This is a genomic window from Mycobacterium sp. SMC-4 (assembly GCF_050205565.1).
In the GTDB taxonomy this organism is placed as follows: domain Bacteria; phylum Actinomycetota; class Actinomycetes; order Mycobacteriales; family Mycobacteriaceae; genus Mycobacterium.
In genome coordinates this window covers 284,759-309,784 of sequence record NZ_JBNMQU010000006.1, presented here as the reverse complement: position 1 = coordinate 309,784, position 25,026 = coordinate 284,759, and the positions used below count along the sequence as shown (strand labels likewise).

Here is a 25,026-nt window from a genome sequence, read left to right as displayed (position 1 = left end):
GCACAATGCGCTGGATTGTCGACGGAATGAACGTGATCGGCAGCCGCCCGGACGGGTGGTGGCGCGACCGGCAACGCGCGATGGCCACTCTGGTCGAGAAGCTGGAAGCCTGGGCGTCGCGCGAGGGATCAGACGTGACGGTGGTGTTCGAGAAGCCACCGTCGCCGCCGCTGGAGTCGACGGTCATCACGGTGACGCACGCCCCTGCGGCGGCACCGAACTCCGCGGACGACGAGATCGTCCGGCTGGTCGGGTCTGCCGAGGATCCTGCCGGTATCACCGTCGCGACCTCGGACCGCGCATTGGCCGACCGCGTTCGCGCCGTCGGCGCGTCCGTGTTCCCTGCCGAGGCGCTACGCGGTCTGGTGGATCCACGCTGACAGGTTTACCGTAAGATTTACCGTTGAGAAGGCGGATCGAGAGGATCTCTTTTATGCACGATGTCGCGATCATCGGCGTGGGACTGCACCCGTTCGGCAGGTTCGAGGGCAAGACCGCAATGGAGATGGGCGTGGACGCCATCACCGCCGCCGTCGCCGATGCCGGCGTCAGCTGGAACGACATCGGGTTCGGTGTCGGTGGCAGTTGGACGGTGGCCAATCCCGACGCGATCGTCGGCATGGTGGGTTTGTCGGGCATGCCGTTCACCAACGTGTTCAACGCGTGTGCCACCGCGGCCAGTGCCACGAAGGCCTGTGCCGATGGAATCCGGTTGGGCGACTACGACATCGGAATCGCCGTCGGTCTGGACAAGCATCCGCGTGGCGCGTTCACCGAAGACCCGGCACTGGTCGGCATGCCCAGTTGGTATGCCGAGAACGGTCAGTACCTGACCACCCAGTTCTTCGGCATGAAGGCCAACCGGTATCTGCACGAGCACGGCATCAGCCATCGGACGCTGGCCAAGGTCGTCAACAAGAACCTGCGTAACGGGGCGTTGAACCCGAATGCTTTCCGTCGCAAGCCGATGGACGAGGACGCGATCCTGAACTCGCCGATGCTGAACTATCCGCTGACGCAGTACATGTTCTGCTCACCCGACGAGGGTGCCGCCGCGGTGGTCATGTGCCGCGCCGACATCGCGCACCGCTACACCGACAGGCCGGTGTTCGTCCGCGCGGTCGAGGTGCGCACCCGTAAGTACGGCGCCTACGAGGTGAACACCACGTTCGCCCCGGTCGACGAGGACGTGGCGCCGACGGTCTACGCGGCCCGCGCGGCCTTCGAGAAGGCCGGTGTCGCACCGGAAGACGTCGACGTGATCCAGTTGCAGGACACCGATGCCGGCGCCGAGGTCATCCACATGGCCGAATGCGGTTTCTGCGCCGACGGCGACCAGGAGAAGTTGCTCGCCGAGGGCACCACCGAGATCGGCGGCGCCATGCCGGTCAACACCGACGGTGGGCTGCTGGCCAACGGTGAACCGATCGGCGCGTCCGGTCTGCGCCAGATCCACGAGATCGTGCGCCAACTGCGCGGGCAGGCCGGCGACCGGCAGATCCCGGGCGAGCCCAAGGTCGGCTTCGCTCAGCTCTACGGCGCGCCGGGCACCGCCGGTGCGACGATCCTGACCACGTGAATCTCCCGCCGAACTTGCATTCCACGCGCGTCAGATCGCGGTTTGACGCGCGTGGAATGCAATTTCGCGGGTAGTCAGCGCAGCAACCGCACCGGGACGTTGCGCCATCCCGCCACGTTCTGCATGTTGACGCGGGTGCAGCGGTCCCGGTCGACCTCGTACCGCGGCATGAAATCGAGCATGCGGTCCAGTGCGACAGCGCTTTCCATGCGGGCCAGCGCCGCGCCCAGGCAACTGTGGATCCCGTAACCCAGGCCCAGGTTCTGGGCTTCGGTGCGGTTGCGGTCGATGTCGAAGCGGTCGGGATCGGTCCAGGCCTGCGGGTCGCGATTCGCCGACCCACCGACCAGGAACACCGGCTTGCCCGCGGGAATGGTGACGGCGTGCAGTTCGATCTCCCGCAGCGTGCAGCGCACGTTGTACTGCGCGGGCGCCTCGTACCGCAGCAACTCCTCCACGGCCAGTGGGATCTTGCTGCGGTCGTCGCGCAGCTTCTGCCACTGGTCGGGGTTCTCGGCGAACACGACGGCCGCGCTGCCGAGCAGCTTGGTGACCGTTTCGGCCCCGGCTCCACCCAACAGCATGGCGAACTCGGTGATCTCGACGTTGTTCAGCGGCTCCATCTCGCCGTTGTCCCGCTCGATCTCGGCGCGGATCAGCTTGCTCAGCAGATCGTCGCCGAGGTTCTCGCGGCGCTGCTTGATCAACTGGTAGTAGTACACCGCCATGTCGACGCCGGCTTTCTTGCCGGCCTCGGTCATGTCCACCTCGCCGGGTTCGCGGTGCAGCAGCTCGTCGATCCAGAGCCGCACCTGCTGATGATCTTCGTCGGGGACCCCCTGCATGGTGGTCATGATGTCCACCGGGAACAGCGCCGAGAAGTCCTGCACGAAGTCGAATCCGTCGGGGTCGACGGCCGCCAGGTGCTTGTCGATCAGACGGGTCACCAAGTCGCGGTGAGCTTCGATCGCGCGGGGGGTGAACACCTTGTTGAGCAGGCTGCGCATGCGACGGTGCGCGGGCGGATCCATGGCGATGATCGAGCCGTGCTTGGTCGGTTCCCCTTTGCGTACCTCGGCCAGATCCACCCCGTAGGCCGACGAGAACGTCTCGTGGTCCTTGAACGCCGCGGCGACGTCGTCGTGACGGGTCAGCGCGTAGAAGTCGAATTCGTCGCTGTAGTACACCGGGGCTTCGTCCCGCATCCGCCGGTAGGTCTCGTAGGGCGAGGTGAAGAACTCGTCGGAGAACGGGTCGAACGAAACAGTCGCAGCGCTCACGACGCCTTCTTTGCCGGCGGCGAGTAGTTCGGCTTGCCCAGCCCCAGCACGTACTGCGCGATCATGTTGCGGAACACCTCGAGGGTGCCGCCGTAGATGCCGACCAGTGGCGCGAACCGGTAGATGTACTCCGAGGCGCCGTCGTCGGCGGCTCCTTCGGTGCCCACCGGCAACGCCGAGGCGGCCCCCATGATGTCCATCAGATCCGGGGAGATGTCACGCATCGTCTGGGCCAGCGCCACGCGGCCGAAGATGCTCGGCGCCGACAACGATGCCTCCAAGCGTGCGACACTGCGGCCCAACCGGTAAGCGACGGACTCGTCGTCGATCAGCCTGTGCCCGTTGGGATCCGGCACCGTCGACTTCTCGGCCGCCTTGTCGACCGCGTTTGCCATGAAGTTGGCCTGGTGGGTCATGATCGCCACGTCCTGCAGGCCGTCGTCGGCGGCCTCGACCGCCCCGTGCTCGGCGTCGAGGGGCTCGCGCACCACCTTCCAGCCCTCGTTGATCCCACCGAGTCGGTAGCGGTCGGAGACGCGCACGTCGCTGTAGTAGACGATGTTGGTGCGGTCGCCGTCGACGGTGCGGATGCCCTGGATCTCGATGCCCGGCGTGTCGAGCGGCACCAGGAACATCGTCAGGCTCTGGTGTTTCTTCGCGGTCGGATCGGTGTTGGTGATCAGGAAGACGTACTGGCAGTTGTGTGCGCCGGTGGTGAACATCTTCGAGCCGTTGATTATCCACTCGTCGCCGTCCCGCACGGCGCGGGTCTTGCAGGTGGCCACGTCCGAGCCGCCCTCGGGTTCGGTGTAGCCCAGGCACATGCGCACGTGACCGCTGTAGACCTTGGGCAGCACTTCGTCTTTCAGTTCGGGCGAACCGAACTTCTGCACCGACTTCGAGATCATCGCCGTGGTACCCGATGTCACCCACGGCACGTGCGCTCGCCGCTTCTCCAGCTCCCAGATGCGACGCTCGACCCGGCTGAACGGGTTGGGGCTCTCTGGATTCCAGTCGCGGTCGAGATAGCCTGCGGCGCCGAGCGCCAGATGGACCCCTTCGTCGAAGTTGTCCCCGGTCTCACGATCCCGCCGGATCACCTCGTCGGTGACGATCTCGCTCAGGAAGCTGCGCACGTCGTCCTGGAACTTCTGCTCCTCGTCGGACAGTTCCACCCAGGAGAAATCCATGGCCTCAGTTCCGTCCTTCCCGATCGGCGACGATGCGCGCGATGTGCTTGGCAGTGGCACCCGGGTCGCCGCCGGCGACCGCCCAGCCGCGGGCGCGCACCAGATACGCTGTCGCCGCCGCCTCGGCAGACACCCCGAGCCCGCCCTGCACGTGCACGGCCATGGTGGCGGCCTTGGCCGCCTCTTCGGCCATGAACACGAACACCGACGGAGCCAGCTCGCGGCGTTCGTCGGGTTCGTTGTCGAGGAACCAGGCCGCGCGCCGGGCGAGGTTACGTCCACCGGCCACGGTGATCGCGATGTTGGCCAACGGGTGCGAGATGGCCTGCAGCGTGGAGATCGGCACACCGAGGGTGTAGCGGGTCTTGGAGAACTCGGCGGCGATCGTCATGGTCTCCTCGACCAGTCCGACGAGGGCCGCACCGGTCAGCAGACGCCATTCGTCGAGGGCACGCTGATAGTCGGCGAGCGCCGCGGCGCCGCTGGCCAGCACGGTGCGCTGGTCCGCGGCCGCGGGGTCGACCCACGCCATCGGCAACTTGCCGATGTTGTCCACCCGGGCCGGTCTCGTGCCGAAGCTCAGCAGCACCACGTCGTCACCGTCGCGCAGCACGATGTGGTCGGCGATCGATCCGGCCGGCACCAAGCGAATCCCCGCGGTCTGGTCCTGAACCGGGTCCAACGCAACGACTTTCGTACCGTTGACGATGTCGGAATCCACCGCACCCAACCGGTCGAGCAGTCGTGCGGCGCACACGTGGTCGATCCACGGCACCGGTGCGAGCGAGCGGCCGATCTCCTCGGCGACCAGTGTCAGGTCCACCAGCGTGGCGCCGTCGCCGCCGACCGACTCGGGCAGCGCCATGGTGGTCGCGCCCATGGCGCACAGCCGCTCCCACAGGTTCTTGTCGAACCCGGACTCCTCGGCCGCACGCACCGTCTCGATCGAGCAGTGACTGGCGAAGAAGTCCTTGTAGGCGGCCTGCAGCGCCTGATGGTCCTCCGAGAGGCTGTAGTCCAGCCTGCGCAGTTCGTAGCGGTCCATGGTCAGGGCTCCTGTTCCTCGGGGCCGAAAAAGAAGTCGTTGGCGTTGTTGTAGAGGTAGTTGTCGAGCACATCGGCCGGCAGGTCCAGCGCCAGCGCCTCCGGCACCACCCGGCTCTGCCGCAGCACCGGCCAGTCGGAGGCGAAGATCACCTTGTTCTTGCCGCGCGTCCGCATGAAGTGCAACAGACTGTCGGGCAGGCGTTTCGGTGACCAGGCCGAGGTCATGATCCGCAGGTTGGCGTACTTGATCAGCAACCGGATCGCGACGTCCCACCACGGGTCGGCCCCGTGGATCATGCACAGCTTCAACTCGGGGAACCGCACGCACACCCGGTCGAGGTGGATCGGATTCTGCACCTCGCCCGGAATCGGCGGTCCGGGTAGACCGGTGTTGACGCACAGCGGCAGTTCGAGTTCGGCGCACTTGGTGTAGAGCGGGTAGTACACCGCGTCGCTCGGCGGGTACATGCCGTCACCCCAGAAGCTCGGCCCCACAGCGGCATACGCGACGGGCATGTCGGCCACGATCGCGGTGAGCTCGCGCAGCGCCGGTATCGGGCGCAGCAGGTTGACGCCGCCGATGGCGAGCGCGAACTTGTCCGGTCGCTCCTCGACGAACTTGCGCGCGGTGACCGACGGTTTGACGAGGTTGTCCATCAGGATGGCTTTCTCGACACCGTGCTCGGCCATCTCGTCGAGCAACTCGGGCAACTCGACCTGGTCGTAGAGCGACCTGGGGCCCTTGAAGTAGTCGTCGCGGACCTTGAGCATGAACTCGGGTTGTTTGGCTGTCTCTCCGAAGTGCACGTTGACCAGGCAGTCAATCACTTTACGGGTCATGGTTGACCCGCCAGCGTATCCGATTGCACTGCTTGGCTTTTGGCCCAGCGGTAGTCGGCTTTTCCGTTGCCGAGCCTGCGGACGCGGTCCACGAAGAGGAACTCCTTGGGTGTCTTGTAGCGGGCCAACTGCTCGTGACAGAGCGCGCGCAGCGGCTCGTCGGTCACCGTCGCACCGTCGCGGATCGCCACCAGCGCAACCACTTCCTCACCCCACCGTTCGCTGGGGCGGCCCACCACCAGCGCATCCTCGACGTCGGGGTGCATGCGGACCACTTCCTCGACCTCTTCGACGAACACCTTCTCCCCGCCGGTGTTGATCACCAGCGAGTCCCGCCCGAACAGCCGCAGCGTGCCGTCGGTCTCGAGTGAGCCCCGATCCCCGGAGATGACGACGCACCGGCCCTCGACTTCCGGGAACGTACGCAGAGTGGCCTCCGCATCGTCGAAGTAGCCCAACGGTATTCGTCCTTCACGCGCCACCCAGCCGACCTCCGGCTCGCCAGGTGCCACGAAGCGGGTGCGGTCCTCGGACAGCAACACGACGCCGTCTCGGCGCTCGAAGGTGTCTCTGCGGTCGCCGCGCTGGCTGCGCCCGAACGCCATGTTGCCGGTCTCCGAGGAGCCGTACCCGTTGACCAGGGTGATCTGAGGCAGGAGTTCGAGCAGCGCTTCCTGGTGCCGCGGGTTGGTCGCGGCACCGCCGGTGCCGATGGCGAACAGCGATGACAGATCGTACGGATGACGGCGCAGCTCGGTGATCAACGGACCCGCGTAGGCGTCGCCGACCATCGTCATCAAACCGACCCTCTCCCGCTCAGCGGTGCGCAGCACCGCGGCCGGGTCCAACGTGGGCTTGTCGTAGAGAATCACCGTCTGCCCGTTGAGCAAGGCCGCGAACGCCGTCCACATGCCCGCTGCGTGCATCAGCGGCGACACCGCGAACCAGGGAGGACCGGCATGGGTGACCTTGTCGTGGATCTCGGCCACCGATTCGTGGTCGGCGCCGTTCATCGAGATCACGTACGTGTCGGCCTGTCGCCACATCACGCCCTTGGGCCGGCCGGTGGTGCCGCCGGTGCAGATCATCATCACGTCGTCCGGGGACGGAGTGACGTCCTGGTCGACCTCGCCCTGTGCCAGCGCCTCGTCCAGTGGCACGGCATCGACGAGGTCGGGACCGTCGCTGCCGTCGTCGATCGAGATCAGCAGTTCCACCCCGTCGCCGGGCAGCACGTCGGCGAACTTCGCCCCCAGCGAGCGGTGGCAGATCACGGCGCGCGGCCGTAGATAGGCCAACAGTTCCTGGACTTCGCGGGGCGTGTAGTTGAAGTTCACGTTGACCGGTACGGCCCGGGCCTTCAGCGCCCCGATCACCATGTCGGGGTACAGGTCGTTGTGCATGATCAGCGCCACGCGGTCCTGCCCGCATTCCCAGCGCTGCAGTTCACTGCGTTCGCGTTTCAGACCGATCCCGTTGGCCACCAGGAAGTTCGCGAGCCGACGCGTGCGGTCGGCGGTCTGGGCGTAAGTGCTGCGGCGGTCACCGCAGATCGTCATCACCCGGTCGGGCACCGCCCCGGCGATGGCGTCGACGACACCACCGATGGTCCACTCTGCCATCGCTACGCGGTGACCGTCACATCAGCACCGATCAGTTCGAGTGCGTTGTCGCGCATGACCTTCCGTGTGTCCTCGTGGCTGAACTCAGGGAATTGCGGGATGTCGGCGGTGAACGACGTGGGATCCGCCAGGCCTTCACCATGCGGCCAGTCGGACCCGAACAGGATCTTGTCCACGCCGATGGTCTCGGCGAGCAGCTTGACGTCGTCCTCGTAGTACGGCGCGATCCACACGTTGTTCCTGAGCTGCTCGACCGGATCCTCTTTGTAGTGGTACGGCGCGTTGTTGGCGGACTTCTTGAGTCGCTTGATCAGCCGGTAGACGAAGTAGGAGCCGTTCTCGATGCTGGCCACCTTGAGCTTGGGGTGCCGGGTGAAGACCTGGTGGACGATCATCGAGGCGATGGTGTCGTGGATGGCGCGGTCGTCCATGATCACCATGTCGAGGGGATCCCGCTTGCCGAAGCCCTTGAACACCCCACTGCCACCCCACAATGCGGGGATCGCCATGTATCCGGAGTCGGACAGGTGGAACACCACCGGAACTCCGGCTTCGGCCAGCCGCGCCCACACCGGGTCGTGCACCGGATCGCCGAGCGAGCGGGGGCGTACCAGCCCCGGCACCGGCGCGGGACGCACGCAGACGATCCGAGCGCCCCGACTGAGCACGAATTCCACTTCCTGCACGGCCTTTTCGGGATCGGCCAGCGAGATGATCGGCGCCGCAAGGATCCTGCCGTCGGGCCGGTTGAATCCCCAGTCCTCGTCCAACCACAGGTTGAAGGCGTGCATCGCGACCATGGTGGCCTCGACATCGTGCTTGAGGCCTTCCTCCACACCGCACGCGAAGGTCGGCAGCATGAAGACCGTCTCGAGGTTCTGTTTGTCGAGGATCTGCACCCGGGCGTCGCGGTTCTGATACTCGGGATGATCGGCGAGCCGGTCGACCTTCATCAGCGACGCGGGATCCACGCCCTCCGGGATCTCACCGCGGAACAACAGATCGAGGCAGCCCGGTTCGATGATCGGGTCGAACGAAGGGTTGGGGATGAAGTGGTTGACCACGCCGCCGAACACGGCCAGGGTCCGCTTGCCGTCCTGCACCATCTGCACACCGCGGCTGCGGAACTCCTTGGGCTGGTGCCGGGTGAACGCGTCGAGGGGTTCGTAGTAGTGGTTGTCGACGTCGATGGCGCGATAGTCCAGGGGTTGTGGAGCGTTCATGACGCGTCCTCCTTCTCCAGTTCCATGGGCGGGAAGTGGGGCTGTCTCTTCTCGAAGAAGGCGGTGATGCCTTCGATGAAATCGGGCCGCTGCATCGACTCGTGCATCAGTGTCTCCGCTCGCGCACTGGTGTCGTGGACGTTTCGCAGAGCGTCCTGATAAATCTGGCGCTTGATCACCGCGAGCGCGCTGGGGGCGCAGTGGGCGGCCATGTCCTCGGCGTAGGCGAGTACAAGTGGCATCAGCTCCTCGGCCGGCACCACCTCTTTGACCAGCCCGAGCTCCTTGGCTTCCTCGGCGTAGAACGTGCGGCCGGACAGCAGCAGATCCAGCGCCGCGCCCCACCCCACCACCCGGGGCAGGATCCACGAGATCCCGTACTCGGCGATCAGTCCGCGCCGGGAGAATGCCGTGGTGAACTTGGCGCCGGCGGCGGCGAAGCGGACATCGCACATCAGGGCCTGGGTCAGACCGATACCGGCACAGGCGCCGTTGATCGCGGCGATGACGGGCTTGTGCAACTCGGTGACGAAATGCGGATGACGTTCGCCGACCAACTGGGTGACGTCGGTCTCCCCCGCCGAAGCACCGGCGCCTCCGATGCCGTCGAGATCCCCCATGTCGGCGCCCGCGCAGAACGCGCGGCCGTTGCCGGTCAGCACGATGACGCGGACGGCCGGATCGGCTTCGGCGCGGTCGATGTGCCGGTAGAACGCGGCGGCCAGTCCCCCGCCCCACGCGTTCATCCGCTCGGGTCGGTTGAGCGTCAGCACCGCGACACCACTGTCCCGGACCTCGTAGAGGACGGGCTGACCGCCCGGTGCGGCACCGGTGGGTGCGGCGGGTTCGGCAGAGGTCACGCCGATAGCCTCCTCAGCTCGATAGATGCTCATACTGTACACCTATCGGTAGTGGCTTCCGCAATGCCGCGGAGAGGCTGTTTTCCCGGGTTTCTTAGGTGAAATCACTCCCACCGTCGACGTTGACATTCGCGCCGGTCATGTACGAATTGCGGCGCGACGCCAGGAAAGCCACGACCGGGCCGACTTCACTGGGCAGGCCGGCCCGGGGCAGATGCGCCGGATGGCCGAAGTGCTCGTCGATCGCCTTCATCAACGCGTACGGGTCCGTACCGTCGACCCCGACCGACTCGGCCCAACCCACCAGGGCCTCGGTCGCGACGCTGCCCGGCGACACGACGTTGACGAGGATCTCGTCCGGCGCCAGGAGCAGCGACAGATTCTTCGAGACGCTGGTGACCATCGCTTTGGCCGCGGTGTAGGCGGGCAGGATGGTGCTCTGCCGCTGTGTGGAGTGTGCAGAGAAGTTCACGATGCGGGCCCATTCGGCCTTTCGCAACAATGGCAGCGCGGCGCGGACGCAGTGCACCATGCCCATGGCGCCCTCGTCGATGGCCTGCCGCCAGTCCGCGTCGCTCAACTCCTCGAAGGTGCCGCGCACCGTCGGGCCCACGGCGTTGATCAGGATGTTGAGCGCGCCGTCCCAGCGCTGCGCCACGTCGGCGAATGCCTGCTCGACCTGACCCTGATCGACGGTGTCGGCGACCAGCCCGAAGGCGTCGGGGCTGCCGAGTTCACGTAGCTGCGCTACCGCGCGCTCCAAGGTCTCGCGGGTGCGGCCGATCAGTGCGACGCGCGCGCCGTCCTCGGCCAGGCAGCGCGCCGAGGCCAGCCCCATCCCGCCGCCGCCACCGACGACGACGGCCGCCGCGTCGCGTAGCCCCAGGTCCACGACCGGCCCGTCAGGTGCCCGTCCAGTTCGGGGCGCGCTTCTCGGCGAAGGCCGTCGCGCCCTCCATCGCATCCTTGGACGAGAAGATGGGGAAGACGATCTCGCCCTGCTTCTTCCACATCTCGTCCTGGCTCCAGTCGGCCGACTTCATGATCACTTCCTTGGTGGCCGCGATCGCGAGCGGGCCGTTGGCGGTGATCCGTTCGGCCAGCTTCAGTGCACCGTCGAGGGCTTCACCCGGTTCGGTGAGCACGTTGACGAAGCCCCACGCCGAGGCTTCCTCGGCGGTGAAGCTGTCGCCGGTGAGGGCCAGCTCGAGCGCTTTCTGGTACGGGATCCGCTTCTGCAGCCGCAGCAGACCGCCGCCGGCCGCGACCAGTCCGCGCTTGACCTCCGGGATGCCGAATTTCGCGTTCTTGGCCGCCACGATCAGGTCGGTGGCCAGCACGATCTCGGTGCCGCCCGCCAGCGCGTAGCCTTCGACGGCGGCGATCACCGGTTTGCGCGGAGGCCGTTCGGTGAAGCCGATGCCGCGGCCCTCGATCGCGGGCACCTCCCCGGCCATGAACGCTTTGAGGTCCATGCCGGCGCAGAAGTTGCCGCCCGCGCCGGTGATGATGGCCACCGACAGCTCGGGTGACTCGTCGAGTTCGTCCATCGCATCAGCGAGGCCCTGGGCCACCGCGAGGTTGAATGCGTTGCGCGCCTCGGGGCGGTTGATCGTGATGATCAGGACCCGGCCCTGCCGTTCCCGGAGAACTTCGTCGGACACTCGGCCTCGCCTTTCGTCGATGTCGCGGGATACCGCTGGAAAAGCTTACTATAGGACTTACAGTAAACAGGCGAAATGGTGCCGGACGGGCCGATCCGGTGCGCCACGGTAAGGTCGGGCCTTCGGCAACCTGGCAACGAGAACGCAAAGACGCAGTTCAGGCTACCGCTGCCGACCAGTGCGCGGCCATCCCCCACCCGGACCGCCGCGATGCGCAACGTCGAGACGATGGAGGTGCCCCTCAGTGGCAAAGCAGGCGACCGCGGAGAAGCGTCAACGGCGCGAACGCGGGTCCATCAACCCGGACGACATCATCAAAGGCGCGTTCGAGCTCGCCGAGGACATCGGCATCGACAACCTGAGCATGCCGTTGCTCGGCAAGCACCTCGGCGTCGGGGTCACCAGCATCTACTGGTACTTCCGCAAGAAGGACGACCTCCTCAACGCCATGACCGACCGCGCGCTGCGCCAGTTCGCGTTCGCCACGCCGTATGTCGAGGCCACCGACTGGCGCGAGACGCTGGCCAACCACGCCCGCACGATGCGCCAGACGTTCATGGGCAGCCCGATCCTGTGCGACCTGATCCTGATCCGTTCGGCACTGAGTCCGCGCGCAGCCAAGCTCGGCGTGCAGGAGGTCGAGAGTGCGGTCAGCAGCCTGGTCGAAGCAGGTCTGACACCCGAGCAGGCGTTCGACACGTACTCGGCGATGTCGCTGCATGTGCGCGGTTCGGTGGTGCTGCGGCGACTGCGCGAGAAGAATTTGGCCGCCAACGAGGGTCCCGGTGACATCGACGACTCACTGACCTTCGATCCGGAAAGCGCGCCGCTGCTGGCGGCGATCACACAGAAGGGCCATCACCTCAGCGGGTCCGACGACCGGAACTTCGAGTACGGCCTGGAGTGCATCCTGGAGCACGCCGCCCGACAGATCGAGCAGAACAAGAAGCCGGCCGCCCGCAAGGCGACGAAGAGCACGTCACGCAAGAGCTGACCGTCTCGCCGAAATTGCATTCCACGTGGCGATTTCGCGACTTGACGCGCGTGGAATGCAATTTCGGCGGAGTCAGACTCAGACCTCGACGACGACGGCGCCGCCCTGGCCGCCGCCGGCGCACATCGCGGCCACACCGATGCCGCCGCCCCGGCGCTGCAGCTCGTAGACCAGCGTGGTGACCATGCGCGCGCCGGAAGCGGCGATCGGATGGCCCAGGCTGCAGCCGCTGCCGGAGAAGTTCACCAGCTCCTCGTCGATGCCGTACTCCTTGCACGCCGCGATCGGCACCGAGGCGAACGCCTCGTTGATCTCCCACAGCGTGATATCGGACGGCTTCAGGCCGGCGCGGTCGAGCACCTTGCCGATGACCCGCACGCCGCCCAGCCCGGTGTCGCGCGGATTCACGCCGATGGCGCCCCACGCTCTGACCTTGGCCATCACGTTCAGGCCGTTGGCCGCGGCGTAGTCGGCCTCGACCAGCGCGACCCCGGCCGCGGCGTCGTTGGTGCCGCTGCTGTTGCCGGCGGTGATCGAGAAGCCCTCGATCTCGGGGTGCAGCACCTTCAGGCCGGCCAGCTTCTCGACCGTGGTGTCGCGACGGGGGTGCTCGTCGACGCTGAAGTCGACCACCGAGCCGTCGAACTGGGTGACCTTCAGGGGCACGATCTCGTCGACGAACTTTCCGGCGTCGATCGCGGCGACCGCGCGCTGGTGCGACCGCGCCGCCCAGGCGTCCATCTCCTCACGGGTGATGCCGGTGGCCTGCGCCGTGTTCCACCCGACGGTGATCGACATGTCGCGGGTGGGCGCATCGGGGGTCTCGACGTGTGTCGGCGGCATCCACCGCTCCTCGAACTTCAGTTCGGGGCCCGGGATACGCCAGTTGGTCAGCGGTGTCATCGACAGCGACTGCACGCCGCCGGCGATCAGCACGCGCTCCATGCCGGAACCGATCTGCGCCGACGCGTTGCCGATCGCGGTCAGGCTGCCGGCGCAGTGCCGGTTCACCGACTGGCCGGGCACGTGCTGCAGACCCGTCGCGTCAGCTGCGTAGCGCGCGAGATCGCCGCCGCCGTAATGGGATTCGGCGAAGATGATGTCGTCGATGTCGGCCGGGTCGACGCCGGAGCGGCGGACGACCTCGGGCAGCACCGTGGTGATGAGGGTCTCGGGGGGCGTGTTGACCAGGGTGCCCTTGAAGGACCGGCCGATAGCCGTACGGGCGGCACCGACGATGACGGGTGTTGGCATGGTATCGACCTCGGTTTCGAAGACAGAACGTTACAAAACTAACAGAAGGTGTAGCGCCGACAGTAGGGTGAGCCAGGTCACTCAGGTTCGGGGACGTGGAAGTGCTCGTCACGCAGCCGGAACGCCTCCTTCGTCCCGACCTGCGCGCGGGTCTTGACGAAGTTGAACTCACCCGGTGCGAACTGCAGGTTCGTGCCGTAGGCGTGGAACAGGTAGCTGGCCACCTCCTCGCCCTGATAGGCCTGGCTCTGCTCGACCAGCCGGAACGCCTCTTTGGCGATGACGACGCCGTCGGCGGGCATCTTCGCGGCCTTCTCGGCCCAGTAGCGGGCGCGCGCCGGCACCGCGTCGGCGTCGCAGGTGTCGGTGAAAACCCCGAGGTGCTCCACCTCGGCCGCGGTGATGATGTCGCCGGTGAGAAGCAGGCGCCGGGCCAGCACCGGACCCAGCCGGTGGAAGAACATGTGCAGGCTGCCCAGCGCCGGCCCGAGGAAGCGGGTGGCGGGCATGCCGATCTTGGTGTCGCGGGCGATCACCGAGATGTCGGTCATCAGCGCCATCTCGAAGCCGCCGCCGAGCGCGTAGCCGCTGATCTCACCGACGGTGACCTTCGGGAAGCCCATCAGGTTGTGGTAGAAGCCGAAGGTCTTGCGGTCCACGATGAGTCGCCGACGCTGGCTGGGCCGGCGCTTGGCCTGCCCGGAATCCTTGTCTCCATCTGATCGCTCTTCGCGCGAGCGCTCATCGCCATACCAGCCGTAGGCATTGTTCATGTCCGCGCCCGTACTGAACACGCCCTCGGCGCCACGAAGCAGCACCACCGTCACGTCGTCGTCCTCGGCGACGTCGTCGAGGTAGCGCGCCAGCTGTTCGCGCATGGCCGCGTCGTAGGAGTTGCGCTGGCCCGGATTGTTCAGCGTGATGGTCGCGATCCGCGTGTCTCGGTCGACGTCGAAAAGTACGCGGTCATCGGCGGCAGTGGTCATGTCCAGTCCTGTTCGTTGGAAATCAATTTCGCCTCAATGGTTCTGCTGGATGCTGCAGCCAGCGTGTTGTGACGCGCGGCCGCCAGATGGTTCTGCGCCAACCGCACGGCGCGTGCCGAGTCACCCTCGACGATCGCGTCGAGCAAGCGCTGATGGTCGCGCAACGCGGCCCGCATGGTGCGGGGCCGCATCGGATCGCTCGGGCTGCACTCGTCGCTCCACACCGACGACTCGTGCGCCGACCAGATCACCTCGAGCGCACCGATCAACAGGATCATGGGCTGGTTGCCGCACCGTTGGACGATCGCCTCGTGAAAACGCCGGGCGTTGGGCACATACCGCGACGACGTGTCGAACTGCTCGAGCTGCAGGTCGACGGCGGCCTGCAGGTGCGGCACCACCTCGGTCATCCGGTCTGTGCGGGCCGCGCACATGCCGGCGCAGATCGGCTCGAGGTGCAGCAGCGCCTCGCTGACGTCGGCAGGCGTGGCCGACCGCGTCTGCAGCACCATGCCGATCATGTGCGCGGTCCGTTCGGCAGACGGCAGATGCACCACCGCTCCGCCGACATTGCCGCGCCGCACCGAGATGAGCCCGTCGGACTCCAGGATGTGGATGGCCTCGCGGACGGCCGGCGGGCTCACGCCGAACTGCGCGAACAGAGCCTCCTGCGACGGCAGGACGTCGCCTTCCTTGAGGCGGCCGGTCAGGATGTCGTCGCGCAGCCGGGACGCCACGAGTTCGGCGACCCGTGGTTGGCGAATACGTTGCGCTGACACTGTTCCCCAGACGGCCTTTCCTTGCTAAGTTGTACAGGATAGTAATCGAAGTGCTAACTGTATGGCTATCTGTATAGCGATACGAGAGGTGGACCGGTGACCGACGAAGGCGCGGTGCGACACAGCCGCAACGGTTCGGTACTCCGAATCACCCTGGATCGATCCGACCGTCGAAATTCCTTGACCCACACGATGATCGACGACCTGGTGACCATTCTCGCCCAGGCTGCCACCGACGACACGCTGCGCGCGATCCACCTCACCGGCGCCGGCGGGAACTTCTGCACCGGCGCGGACTGGGTGGCCACCAACCGTGAGGGACAACGGCCCCGCACCGGCGATCTGACCCGGCGCGTCCCGCTCACCCACAACCGGATCATCGAGCTGGTGACCACGATCCAACTACCCGTCGTGTGCAGCGTGCACGGCTGGGCGGTCGGGCTGGGCTGCAACCTCGCGCTGGCCGCCGACTTCACCGTCGCCGCGACCGACGCCACGCTGTGGGAACCGTTCGTCGACCGCGGCTTCACTCCCGACTCGGGCGCGACCTGGCTGCTGCCGCGCCTGGCGGGGCTGACCCGGGCCAAACGCATGCTGCTGCTCGGCGAGAAGGTATCCGGCACCCAGGCCGCCGACTGGGGACTCATCGACCAGGCCGTACCCGGCGACGACGTGGACGCGGTCGCCGACGAACTGGCGGCCAGGCTGGCCGACGGGCCCACGGTGGCGATCGGGCTGGCCAAGCAGGCCATCCACTACGGATTGCACGCCACGTTGCCGCAGTCGATGAACCACGAACTGGCAAACCTCGAATTGGCGTGCCGGACCGCCGATTTCAAGGAGGGTCTGGCCGCGTTCCGGGAGCGACGGGCTCCGGACTTCACCGGCCGGTAGACGGCGCAGAAGGGACCGCATGACCAACTACGACACCATCACCTACGAGGTCGACGGGCACAAGGCCACCATCACCTTGAACCGCCCCGAGGCGCTCAACGCCCTGTCCCCGCACATGATCAACGAACTGCGGGCGGCCTACGACGAAGCCGAGAACGACGACAACATCTGGTTGATGATCGTCACCGGCACGGGGCGGGCGTTCTGCACCGGCGCCGACGTCAAGGAGATCCCCGACGACGGCAAGGTCATCTACGAGCGCCCCTACCTGTCGACCTACGACCAGTGGGAGGCCCCGCAGGAGGGCACACCGCCGTTCCGCCGGATGGCCAAGCCGGTGTTGGCCGCCATCAACGGCATCTGTTGTGGCGCCGGCCTGGACTGGGTGACCACCGGCGACATCGTGATCGCGTCCGACAAGGCCACGTTCTTCGATCCGCACGTCAGCATCGGACTCGTCGCCGCCCGCGAAATGGTGCGTCTGGCCCGGGCGTTGCCCCGCTCGGTCGCGCTGCGAATGGCGTTGATGGGCAAGCACGAACGGATGAGCGCGGAGCGCGCGTACGAGCTCGGGATGATCACCGAAGTCGTCCCGCATGACGATCTTCTGGCCCGTGCCCACGAGATCGCCGACATCGTCAACTCCAACGCACCGCTGGCCGTGCGTGGCACGCGCCTGGCCATCCACAAGACGCTGGATCTGCCGCTGCTCGAAGGCGAGATCCTGGCCGAGACGTTCCGGGAGCGCGTGGTGCGCACCGAGGATGCCGCCGAGGGGCCGCGCGCGTTCGTCGAGAAGCGCGCCCCGAACTGGCAGTGCCGATGAGTGATTTCGACACCATCCTCCTGGACCTCGACCACACAGCGCGCGTCGCCACGGTCACGCTGAACCGGCCCGAGGCGCTGAACTCGTTCAACCGCGCCATGTGCGAGGAGATGCGCACCGTCTGGCAGACCATCAAGGCCGACGAGGGCATCAACGCCGTCGTCCTGCGCGCCGCGGGTGACCGCGCGTTCAGTGCCGGGTTGGACGTGAAGTCCAGCTACGGCCAGCCCGACATCGTGTGGAACCACGAGGATCCCGGCGAACTGCTCAGCCCGAAGTGGCAGAAGATGTGGAAGCCGGTGGTCTGCGCCGTGCAGGGCATGTGCACGGCGGGGGCGCTGTACTTCGTCAACGAGGCCGACATCGTGATCTGCTCGCAGGGCGCGACGTTCTTCGACTCGCACGTGAGCGCGGGACTGGTCTCCGCTCTCGAGCCGGTCGGATTGATGCGCCGGGTCGGTCTCGGCGACACCCTGCGAATGGCGTTGATGGGCAACGACGAACGCGTCGGCGCCCAGACCGCGCTGCAGATCGGTCTGGTCACCGAAGTGGTCGCCGAAGAGCAGCTGTGGACCCGCGCGCACGAGATCGCGGCCACCATCGCCGAGAAGCCGCCGACCGCCACCCAGGGCACCGTGAAGGCGATCTGGGAATCGCTGGACAAGCCGTACCGCGCCGCGATGGACCAGGGTCTGATCTACACCCGGCTGGGCAACCCGTTGGCCAAGGCCGAACTGGCCGAGCAAGGCCCGCCCGTCAAGAAGCCACCGCGGATCCGCTGATGACCCATCCCCTGTCCCGACGCATCACCGACGTCTTTGCGCTCGACCCCGACGCCGGCGCGCTGGAGTTCGAAGGACACTGGTCCACCTGGGGTGAGGTCGCCACGCTGGCCCGGCGCATCGGCGTACTGGGCGGCACCGCATGCGTCGGAATCATGCTGCGTAACGAACCTTCTCACGTCGCGGCTCTGCTGGGCGTGCTCTCCGCCGGCGGCACCGTGGTGGTGATCAACCCGGCGCGTGGCGACGACCGCACCCGCGCCGACGTCGCCGCCCTGCAGCTTCCGGTGCTCGTCGGCCGCGCCGACGATCTCGAAGCACTGGCCCCCGACACCGCGGCCACCACCGTGGCGATCAGCGATCTGGTGACCCCTCCGGTGGTGACCCAGGGCACCACCGCCGCAGGGGTCGAACGCCCGGGCGTCGCCGTGTGGATGCTGACCAGCGGCACCACCGGACCACCCAAACGCGTCGACCTCACCTACGACATGCTGGCCCGCAGCGTCATCGGCGCAGACCCGGACAACGCGCCCGCACCGACCGCGCTGCGGGACGGCGTGGCGATCATGAACTCGCCGCTGGTGCACGTCGGCGGCGTGTTCCGGGTGTTGTTGTGCATCGCCGAGGCCCGACGATTCGTGCTGCTGCGGCGATTCGAGCTCGACCAGTGGGCCCGCGCGGTGCGTGAGTATCGTCCGCGCGCGGTGTCGCTGGTACCCGCGGCTCTGCGGATGGTGCTGCACTCGGATCTGACCCGCGAGGACCTCGCCGGGGTGCGGGCCGTGACCTCGGGCACCGCGCCGCTGTCGGCCGATGACGCCGACGCATTCACCGAGAAGTTCGGCATCCCGGTGCTGACCTCCTATGCGGCAACGGAATTCGGCGGCGGAGTGGCCGCGTGGACGTTGGCTGACCACCGCGAGTTCTGGGATTCCAAGCGCGGCAGCGTCGGACGTGCCAACCCGGGCGCGCAACTGCGGGTCGTCGACGAGTCCGGGCAGCCGCTGGGACCCGACCAACCGGGTCTGCTGGAGGTCAAGCCGGCACAACTGGGCCCGGCCACCGACTGGATCCGCACCACCGACCTGGCGCGCATCGACGCCGACGGCTTCCTGTGGATCCTGGGACGCGCCGACCAGGCCATCATCCGCGGTGGCTTCAAGGTGCTGCCCGACGATGTGCGTGCCGCATTGGAAAGCCATCCCGCGGTGGCCGGCGCCGCCGTCATCGGCACGCCGGACCCGCGCCTCGGGGAGACGCCCGTCGCGCTGGTGGAGTTGCGCGCCGATGCCACCGCCGACCCCGACGAGCTCAGCACCTACCTGCGTTCCCGGTTGGCACGTTATGAGATTCCCAGCGAGATCGTGGTGGTCGACGCGATCCCGCGCACCGCGTCGGGCAAACCGGATCTGACCGCGGTGCGCGCGCACTTCGCTCGGGTATGACGTCGGGGGCGCCGACGGTCGCCGCTGTGCTGCGGGAACAGCGCGACCGGGGTGACAAAGCCCTGCTGGTGTGTGACGACGACCGGCTGAACTACCGCGACGCCGACGTCTGCTCGGCTCATCTGGCGCAGACGCTGCTCGACCTGGGCGCCGGGAAAGGCACCCATGTCGGACTGCTCTACCCGAATGGCAGCGATTTCGTGGTGGCACTGCTCGCGGCGGCCCGGATCGGCGCGGTGGTCGTGCCGTTCTCGACGTTCGTCACCGTCGGCGAGCTGCGCGCCCAACTTCGCGCGGCCGACATCGCGATCATGGTGTCCGCGCGCCGGTTCCGCAACCACGACTACGTCGACCGGATGGCCGCCGCGCTGGATCTCTCCACGACCGACCTCGCGAATGGCGCACCGCTGTTCACCCCCGTCGCACCGGTGCTGCGGCACGTGCTCTACGAACCACAGTGCAGCGCAGGCGAAGCCGTGGACGCCCGGATCGCCGCGCTGGAAGATGACGTCGACGCCTCCGACACCCTCGCGATCATCTACACCTCCGGATCCACCGGCGCACCCAAAGGGTCGATGCACACCCACGGCAGCCTGCTGACCCACCAGCGCAACCTCAATGAGATCCGCGGCCTGAGCGCCAAAGACGTGCTGTTCTGCAACTCGCCGTTCTTCTGGATCGGCGGCTTTGCGTTCGGGCTGCTGGCCACCTTGACCGCGGGCGCCACGCTGGTGTGCGCGAACGCCGAGGATCCCGGCGCCACACTCGATCTGCTCGAGGACGAAAAGCCCACCATGACCAACGGTTTCGCCGCAGCGGTCGCCCATCTGAGCGCCCATCCGAGTTATCCGCAGCGGGTCTTCACCGCCACCCGAGGCAATCTGTACCCGATCATGGCCGCCGACAGCCGGCCGGCCGACCCCGGGTTGCGACACGGCATGCTGGGCATGACCGAGGCGGGCAGCGTGGTGCTGCTCAGCGGTGACGAAGCAGACCAACCCGAGCACCGGCGCGGGTCCTTCGGTCGACCGGCACCCGGTTTCGAGATCCGGCTCGTGCACCCCGACACATCGGCTCCGGTCGGTGTCGGCGAGACCGGTGAATTGTGGCTGCGCGGACCGTATCTGATGCAGCGCTACTACGGTCTCAGCCGTGAAGACTGCTTCGACGCCGACGGCTGGCTACACACCGGAGACCTGGTCCGTACCGACGCCGACGGCTTCGTCTACTTCGTTGCGCGAGCCGGCGCGATGATCAAGACCGCGGGTGCCAACGTCACCCCCGGTGAGGTCGAGGCGGCGCTCAAGCGGGTGCTCAATCCCGCGGCCGTGCACGTGGTGGGATTGCCCGACCCGACCCGCGGCCAGGTCGTCGCCGCGGTGGTGGCCTTCGAGGACACCCCCGGTGTGGACGAGGACGCGGTCCGCGCGGCGCTGCGTGACCATCTCTCGGCCTACAAGGTGCCGCGCCGGTTCCTCTTCTGCCGCCGCGACGAACTTCCGTTGATGTCCAGCGGCAAAGTCGACCTCTCGGCCCTGACGGCGATGTTCGATGGCTGACGACACGATCGACGCGACACTGCGTCGGCAAGCCCAGACACGCGGGAACCACACGACCGTCGTCGATCCCGACAATCGCGTGACCTTCGGAGAGCTCGAGCGCTCGACCCGCGAACTGGCGGCCGGTCTCCTGGAGGCTGGGGTCAACCGGGGCAGCCGCGTGGGACTGGTGATGCCCAACGGCGTGGACTGGATTCGAGTGGCTTTCGCCGTCACCCGCATCGGGGCTGTGCTCGTCCCGTTGAGCACGCTGCTCGCGCCGCGCGAGCTGAGCGCGCAGCTGCGCCGTGCGGCGGTACAGCAGTTGATCACCGTCGAGGAATTCCGGGGGCATCAGTACCGCCGAACCGTGGATGGCATACGCCCCGAACTTCCTGCCCTGAACAAGGTCTGGACGCCGCAGCAGGTCATGTCCCTACCTCGGAAAGCGGTCAGCGACGCCGTCGTCGACGAGGCGACCGCCGGGGTGCGCCCCAGCACCGAACTGGCGATCATGTTCACCTCCGGCAGCCGTGGCGCCCCCAAAGGGGTCGTGCACAGCCATGGCAGCGCCCTGGGCGCGGTGCGGTCGGGACTGCACGCGCGCTGCGTCACCGCGCGGTCGCGCCTGTACCTGCCCATGCCGCTGTTCTGGGTCGGCGGGTTCGGGGCCGGTGCGCTCACCGCGCTGGTCAGCGGTGCCATGCTGGTGACCGAACCCATCCCCAGTCCTGAGACCACGCTTGCGTTGCTCGAACGCGAACGCGTGACACTGTTCCGCGGCTGGCCCAGCCAGGCCGAGGCCTTGGCCGCATGCGCCGGTACCGCCGATCTGTCGTCGCTGCAACCGGGCAGCCTGGAGGCGCTGCTGCCTGAGCGCCTGCGCAGCCCGAAAGGGGCGCGCGCCAACCTGTTCGGCATGACCGAGTCGTTCGGACCGTACTGCGGCTTCCCGGCCGACACCGACATGCCGCGTTCGGCCTGGGGCAGTTGCGGGAGACCGTTTCCCGGCATGGAGGTACGCATCGTCGATCCGGACACCGGAACTCGATTGGGGGCCGGGCAGATCGGCGAGATTCAGATCCGGGGACCACACGTGATGCGCGGTATCGTCGCCCGGCCCCGCCACACGGTGTTCACCGCCGACGAGTTCTACCCCACCGGCGACCTCGGCCGCTTCGACGGCGACGGGTTCCTGTTCTACCACGGCAGATCCGATGACATGGTCAAGGTCAGCGGCGCCACCGTCTATCCCAGCGAGGTCGAAGACGCGCTGCGGACCATCCCCGGCGTACAGGCCGTCGCCGTCACCGATGTTCCCGGACCGCGCGGACCGCAGGTGGCCGCGATGGTCGTCAGCGATGCCGATGTCGACGAACTGCGCGCTGCCGCACGCACACTGCTGAGCAGCTTCAAAGTTCCCACCGTGTGGGTGCGCGCCGACGACGTCGCCGACATCCCGCGCGGCGCCACCGGGAAGATCGACATCGCCGCACTGCGGGCCAGACTGGCCGACACAGCGGGACCGGTGACGTGAGCGGGAGGCCGCCGCGGGTCGCGATCATCGGTGCGGGTTTCGGTGGGCTGGGCGTCGCTTTGAAGCTCGCCGCCGCCGGACATCACAATTTCGTCGTGTACGAACGCGCCGACGACATCGGCGGCACCTGGCACGTGAACACCTATCCCGGCGCGGCCTGCGATGCACCGTCGTACATCTACAGCTACTCCTTTGCTCAAGAGGTCGACTGGTCACGCCGATTCGCCACCGGTCCCGAGATCAAGCAGTATCTGCAGCGGTGCGTCGCCCGCGCCGGGATCTCGGAGCGCATTCGGACCGGAACCGAGGTGGTCGCCGCGTGCTGGACCGGGACCTGCTGGACGTTGACCTTCGCCGACGGCCAGACGGCCGAGGCCGACGTCCTGGTTCCCGCCCTGGGCCAGCTCACCGAGCCGTTCGGGCCGGATCTGGCGGGTCTGGAAACGTTTGCCGGTCCGGCTTTCCACACGGCGCGCTGGCGCCACGACATCGATCTGACCGGAAAGCGAGTGGCAGTCATCGGTACCGGCGCCAGTGCCGTCCAGGTGGTCCCGGCGGTGGCCCCGCACGCGGACCACGTCACCGTCTTCCAGCGGTCGGCACCGTACGTGTTCGGTAAAGCCGACTCGCTGTACTCGGAGCGGCTCCACAGGCGCCACCGGTCGGTCCCCGCACTCAGATCCGCTATCCGCCTTGGTATCTGGTCGTACTTCGAGTTGGTCACGATGATGTTCACGCGGCGGCCAGGCGCGCTGAGCCTCCTCGGTCGCATGCACAGCAGGGTGCTGGCGTCCCGGGTCGCGGACCCGCGGTTGCGAGATATGCTGCGCCCCAACGAACCGATCGGGTGCAAGCGCATCCTGATCTCCGACGACTACTACGCCACGTTGGCCCGGCCCGACGTCACACTGGAGACCGCAGGGATGGAATGCGTGACTCCGACCGGGATCGTGTGCGTCGACGGGACGCACCATCGCGCGGACGTGATCGTCTTCGCCACCGGCTTCGTCACCACGCCGTTCGTGTCGACGCTGACCGTCACCGGGCGCGGCGGGCAGACCCTGACCGATGCGTGGGCGCAACGCGCCGCCGCGTTCCTGGGGCTCTCCCTGCCCGGGTTTCCGAACATGTTCCTGGTGTACGGACCCAACACCAACCTCGGTTCCGGCTCCATCGTCTACATGCTGGAAGCGCAGGCCGATCACATCGTCTCAGCGGTCACCGCTCTGGCGGCGACCGACGGGGCCACGATCGAGATCGCTGAACAGGCTTTTCGGGACTTCCTGTCCGAACTCGATTCCCGGCAGCCTCGAACCGTCTGGCAGGCGTGCCGGAGTTGGTATCGCGACACCGACGGCCACGACACTCACAACTGGCCATGGTTGATGAGCAGTTACCGGCGCCGCACACGGCGCATCCGCCCAGCCGAGTATCTGGTCACCCCGCGGCACGGGTCAGACGATTCCGCCCCGGCGTAGCTCCGCGATTTCGCCTGTGGCATAACCGATCTCGGTGAGCACCTCGTCGGTGTGCTCTCCGAGCAGCGGCGCCCGGTGCCGGATCTGTCCGGGCGTCTCGGACAGCCGGAACGGGGTTTCGATGATCGGTACCCCCTGTTCGACGCCGGGGAACGGCACCCGCTTCAGGAAGCCCATGGCCTGCACGTGCGGGTCCTCCAGGACATCGCGAGTGGAAAGCATCGGGGCGGCAGGCAGTTTCGCGGCCTCGAGCTCAGCCATGACGTCGGCCTTGGTACGTTGCGCGGTCCACGCGGCCATGATGCCGTTGAGCTCCGCACTGTGCTGCCAGCGCAGGTCGTCGTCGGCGAAGCGGGGGTCGTCGAACAATTCCGGCTGTCCGACGAGTCGGCACCACCGCTTGAACATCGGCTGACCGGCGATCTGCAAAAGCACCCAGTCGTCGTCCTTGGTGCGGTACAGGTCGCAGGGCGCGACCGAAGCACCCTGGTTGCCCATGCGCGGCTTGTCGATTCCCAGCAGGTCGCGTTCGATCAAGAACGCATTCGACAGCATCATGGCGGTCGGCAGCAGCGCCCCCTCCACGTGCTGGCCGACGCCGGTGCGTTCGCGGTGAAACAGCGCCATCATCACGCCGATGGTCAGCGTCAGCGCGGTCCCGAAATCTGCGTACGGCACGGCGGTTCGAATCGGCTGCTCCGGTAAGCCTTGCCGGTAGACCGCACCGGACATCATCTGACCGGCGCCGTCGAATCCGATGCGGTCGCTGTAGGGCCCGCCTTCGCCGTAAGCGGTCGCGCTGGCCAGGATGATGTCGGGTTTGATCCCCCGCAGTGTCTCGTAGTCCAGGCCGCTGGCGCGCATCCCCGCCGCCGGCATGTTGGCCACCACGACATCAGCGCGCTCGACGAGCCGGCGACTGATCTCCTTGCCCTCGTCTGTCGTGGTGTCCAGCGTCAGGGACCGCTTGTTGCGGTTGCACTGCAGGAAGGTTCCGCCCTCGCCGCTGTCGGTGACCGACTGCACCCAGCGGTCTTCCCCGCCTCCACGCTTCTCCACGCGCACGACATCGGCACCCATGTCGGCCAGCAGTGCCGAGCACCAGGGCGCGGCGATGAACCGGCCATAGTCCAAGACGCGAATGCCTTCGAGGACCCCCATGGGCCTACCTCTCCTCCGGCGAGCAGACGCAAACTCGCATGGTTGCG

The 25,026-nt window shown here is 67.2% G+C and carries 23 protein-coding genes; 10 read left to right on the top strand and 13 right to left on the bottom strand.

Annotation, left to right across the window (positions count from 1 at the left end; genetic code table 11):
• Window positions 1-5 precede the first annotated feature (5 nt).
• Window positions 6-380 (top strand): NYN domain-containing protein, encoded by a 375-nt coding sequence (locus ACQI46_RS13415; RefSeq protein WP_427094483.1) that lies wholly within the window; start codon window positions 6-8, stop codon window positions 378-380.
• 53 nt (window positions 381-433) lie between these two features.
• Window positions 434-1,579: a thiolase family protein gene (locus ACQI46_RS13410; RefSeq protein WP_427094482.1), complete on the top strand. Its 1,146-nt coding sequence runs from the start codon at window positions 434-436 to the stop codon at window positions 1,577-1,579.
• Window positions 1,580-1,653: 74 nt separating this feature from the next.
• On the opposite strand, the gene ACQI46_RS13405 is transcribed toward ACQI46_RS13410, so the two are convergent.
• From ACQI46_RS13405 to ACQI46_RS13365, 9 genes are all read right to left on the bottom strand, one after another.
• Entirely contained in the window at window positions 1,654-2,859 is a 1,206-nt protein-coding gene (locus tag ACQI46_RS13405; protein WP_427094481.1) for a cytochrome P450, read from the bottom strand.
• On the bottom strand, window positions 2,856-4,049 hold the full coding sequence (locus tag ACQI46_RS13400) for an acyl-CoA dehydrogenase family protein (RefSeq protein ID WP_427094480.1): 1,194 nt from the start codon (window positions 4,047-4,049) through the stop codon (window positions 2,856-2,858). Before ACQI46_RS13400 ends, ACQI46_RS13405 begins: the two co-directional genes overlap by 4 nt.
• A gap of 4 nt (window positions 4,050-4,053) precedes the next feature.
• Window positions 4,054-5,094 carry an acyl-CoA dehydrogenase family protein gene (locus tag ACQI46_RS13395; protein WP_427094479.1) on the bottom strand — a complete coding sequence of 347 codons (1,041 nt, stop codon included), beginning with the start codon at window positions 5,092-5,094 and terminating at the stop codon, window positions 4,054-4,056.
• A gap of 2 nt (window positions 5,095-5,096) precedes the next feature.
• Window positions 5,097-5,936: an amidohydrolase family protein gene (locus tag ACQI46_RS13390; RefSeq protein WP_427094478.1), complete on the bottom strand. Its 840-nt coding sequence runs from the start codon at window positions 5,934-5,936 to the stop codon at window positions 5,097-5,099.
• Window positions 5,933-7,558 (bottom strand): acyl-CoA synthetase, encoded by a 1,626-nt coding sequence (locus ACQI46_RS13385; RefSeq protein WP_427094477.1) that lies wholly within the window; start codon window positions 7,556-7,558, stop codon window positions 5,933-5,935. The genes ACQI46_RS13390 and ACQI46_RS13385 overlap by 4 nt, the downstream gene beginning before the upstream one ends.
• Before the next feature lie 2 nt (window positions 7,559-7,560).
• Window positions 7,561-8,781 carry an amidohydrolase family protein gene (locus ACQI46_RS13380; RefSeq protein ID WP_427094476.1) on the bottom strand — a complete coding sequence of 407 codons (1,221 nt, stop codon included), beginning with the start codon at window positions 8,779-8,781 and terminating at the stop codon, window positions 7,561-7,563.
• On the bottom strand, window positions 8,778-9,674 hold the full coding sequence (locus ACQI46_RS13375; protein ID WP_427094475.1) for an enoyl-CoA hydratase: 897 nt from the start codon (window positions 9,672-9,674) through the stop codon (window positions 8,778-8,780). Before ACQI46_RS13375 ends, ACQI46_RS13380 begins: the two co-directional genes overlap by 4 nt.
• Window positions 9,675-9,735: 61 nt before the next feature.
• Window positions 9,736-10,533: an SDR family NAD(P)-dependent oxidoreductase gene (locus ACQI46_RS13370; RefSeq protein WP_427094474.1), complete on the bottom strand. Its 798-nt coding sequence runs from the start codon at window positions 10,531-10,533 to the stop codon at window positions 9,736-9,738.
• A gap of 10 nt (window positions 10,534-10,543) precedes the next feature.
• The gene (locus ACQI46_RS13365) at window positions 10,544-11,305 is read right to left on the bottom strand and encodes a crotonase/enoyl-CoA hydratase family protein (RefSeq protein WP_427094473.1); all 762 of its coding nucleotides are present in this window, start codon (window positions 11,303-11,305) and stop codon (window positions 10,544-10,546) included.
• A gap of 244 nt (window positions 11,306-11,549) precedes the next feature.
• Between ACQI46_RS13365 and ACQI46_RS13360 the strand changes: the two genes are divergently transcribed.
• Window positions 11,550-12,299, top strand: coding sequence for a TetR/AcrR family transcriptional regulator (locus tag ACQI46_RS13360; RefSeq protein ID WP_427094472.1), 750 nt, complete (start codon window positions 11,550-11,552; stop codon window positions 12,297-12,299).
• Between the two features lie 78 nt (window positions 12,300-12,377).
• Here ACQI46_RS13360 and ACQI46_RS13355 read toward each other — a convergent pair whose 3' ends face one another.
• The 3 genes from ACQI46_RS13355 to ACQI46_RS13345 form a co-directional block, all read right to left on the bottom strand.
• Window positions 12,378-13,553, bottom strand: coding sequence for a thiolase family protein (locus ACQI46_RS13355; RefSeq protein WP_427094471.1), 1,176 nt, complete (start codon window positions 13,551-13,553; stop codon window positions 12,378-12,380).
• Between the two features lie 77 nt (window positions 13,554-13,630).
• Complete coding sequence (locus ACQI46_RS13350) at window positions 13,631-14,539, bottom strand: enoyl-CoA hydratase/isomerase family protein (RefSeq protein ID WP_427094470.1); 909 nt, start codon at window positions 14,537-14,539, stop codon at window positions 13,631-13,633.
• Window positions 14,536-15,318 carry a FadR/GntR family transcriptional regulator gene (locus tag ACQI46_RS13345; RefSeq protein ID WP_427094469.1) on the bottom strand — a complete coding sequence of 261 codons (783 nt, stop codon included), beginning with the start codon at window positions 15,316-15,318 and terminating at the stop codon, window positions 14,536-14,538. Before ACQI46_RS13345 ends, ACQI46_RS13350 begins: the two co-directional genes overlap by 4 nt.
• A gap of 96 nt (window positions 15,319-15,414) precedes the next feature.
• On the opposite strand from ACQI46_RS13345, the gene ACQI46_RS13340 reads away from it, so the two are divergent.
• Genes ACQI46_RS13340 through ACQI46_RS13310 form a run of 7 tightly spaced genes read left to right on the top strand, consistent with a single transcriptional unit; the run spans window position 15,415 to window position 23,818 of the window.
• On the top strand, window positions 15,415-16,212 hold the full coding sequence (locus tag ACQI46_RS13340; protein ID WP_427094468.1) for an enoyl-CoA hydratase/isomerase family protein: 798 nt from the start codon (window positions 15,415-15,417) through the stop codon (window positions 16,210-16,212).
• A gap of 19 nt (window positions 16,213-16,231) precedes the next feature.
• Window positions 16,232-17,038 (top strand): enoyl-CoA hydratase/isomerase family protein, encoded by an 807-nt coding sequence (locus ACQI46_RS13335; protein ID WP_427094467.1) that lies wholly within the window; start codon window positions 16,232-16,234, stop codon window positions 17,036-17,038.
• Entirely contained in the window at window positions 17,035-17,820 is a 786-nt protein-coding gene (locus ACQI46_RS13330; protein ID WP_427094466.1) for an enoyl-CoA hydratase/isomerase family protein, read from the top strand. Before ACQI46_RS13335 ends, ACQI46_RS13330 begins: the two co-directional genes overlap by 4 nt.
• On the top strand, window positions 17,820-19,265 hold the full coding sequence (locus ACQI46_RS13325; protein WP_427094465.1) for a class I adenylate-forming enzyme family protein: 1,446 nt from the start codon (window positions 17,820-17,822) through the stop codon (window positions 19,263-19,265). The genes ACQI46_RS13330 and ACQI46_RS13325 overlap by 1 nt, the downstream gene beginning before the upstream one ends.
• On the top strand, window positions 19,262-20,824 hold the full coding sequence (locus ACQI46_RS13320) for a class I adenylate-forming enzyme family protein (protein WP_427094464.1): 1,563 nt from the start codon (window positions 19,262-19,264) through the stop codon (window positions 20,822-20,824). Before ACQI46_RS13325 ends, ACQI46_RS13320 begins: the two co-directional genes overlap by 4 nt.
• Complete coding sequence (locus tag ACQI46_RS13315) at window positions 20,817-22,340, top strand: class I adenylate-forming enzyme family protein (protein ID WP_427094463.1); 1,524 nt, start codon at window positions 20,817-20,819, stop codon at window positions 22,338-22,340. Before ACQI46_RS13320 ends, ACQI46_RS13315 begins: the two co-directional genes overlap by 8 nt.
• Window positions 22,337-23,818 (top strand): flavin-containing monooxygenase, encoded by a 1,482-nt coding sequence (locus ACQI46_RS13310; protein WP_427094462.1) that lies wholly within the window; start codon window positions 22,337-22,339, stop codon window positions 23,816-23,818. Before ACQI46_RS13315 ends, ACQI46_RS13310 begins: the two co-directional genes overlap by 4 nt.
• On the opposite strand, the gene ACQI46_RS13305 is transcribed toward ACQI46_RS13310, so the two are convergent.
• The gene (locus tag ACQI46_RS13305; RefSeq protein ID WP_427094461.1) at window positions 23,795-24,979 is read right to left on the bottom strand and encodes a CaiB/BaiF CoA transferase family protein; all 1,185 of its coding nucleotides are present in this window, start codon (window positions 24,977-24,979) and stop codon (window positions 23,795-23,797) included. The genes ACQI46_RS13310 and ACQI46_RS13305 overlap by 24 nt on opposite strands.
• Window positions 24,980-25,026: the final 47 nt, after the last annotated feature.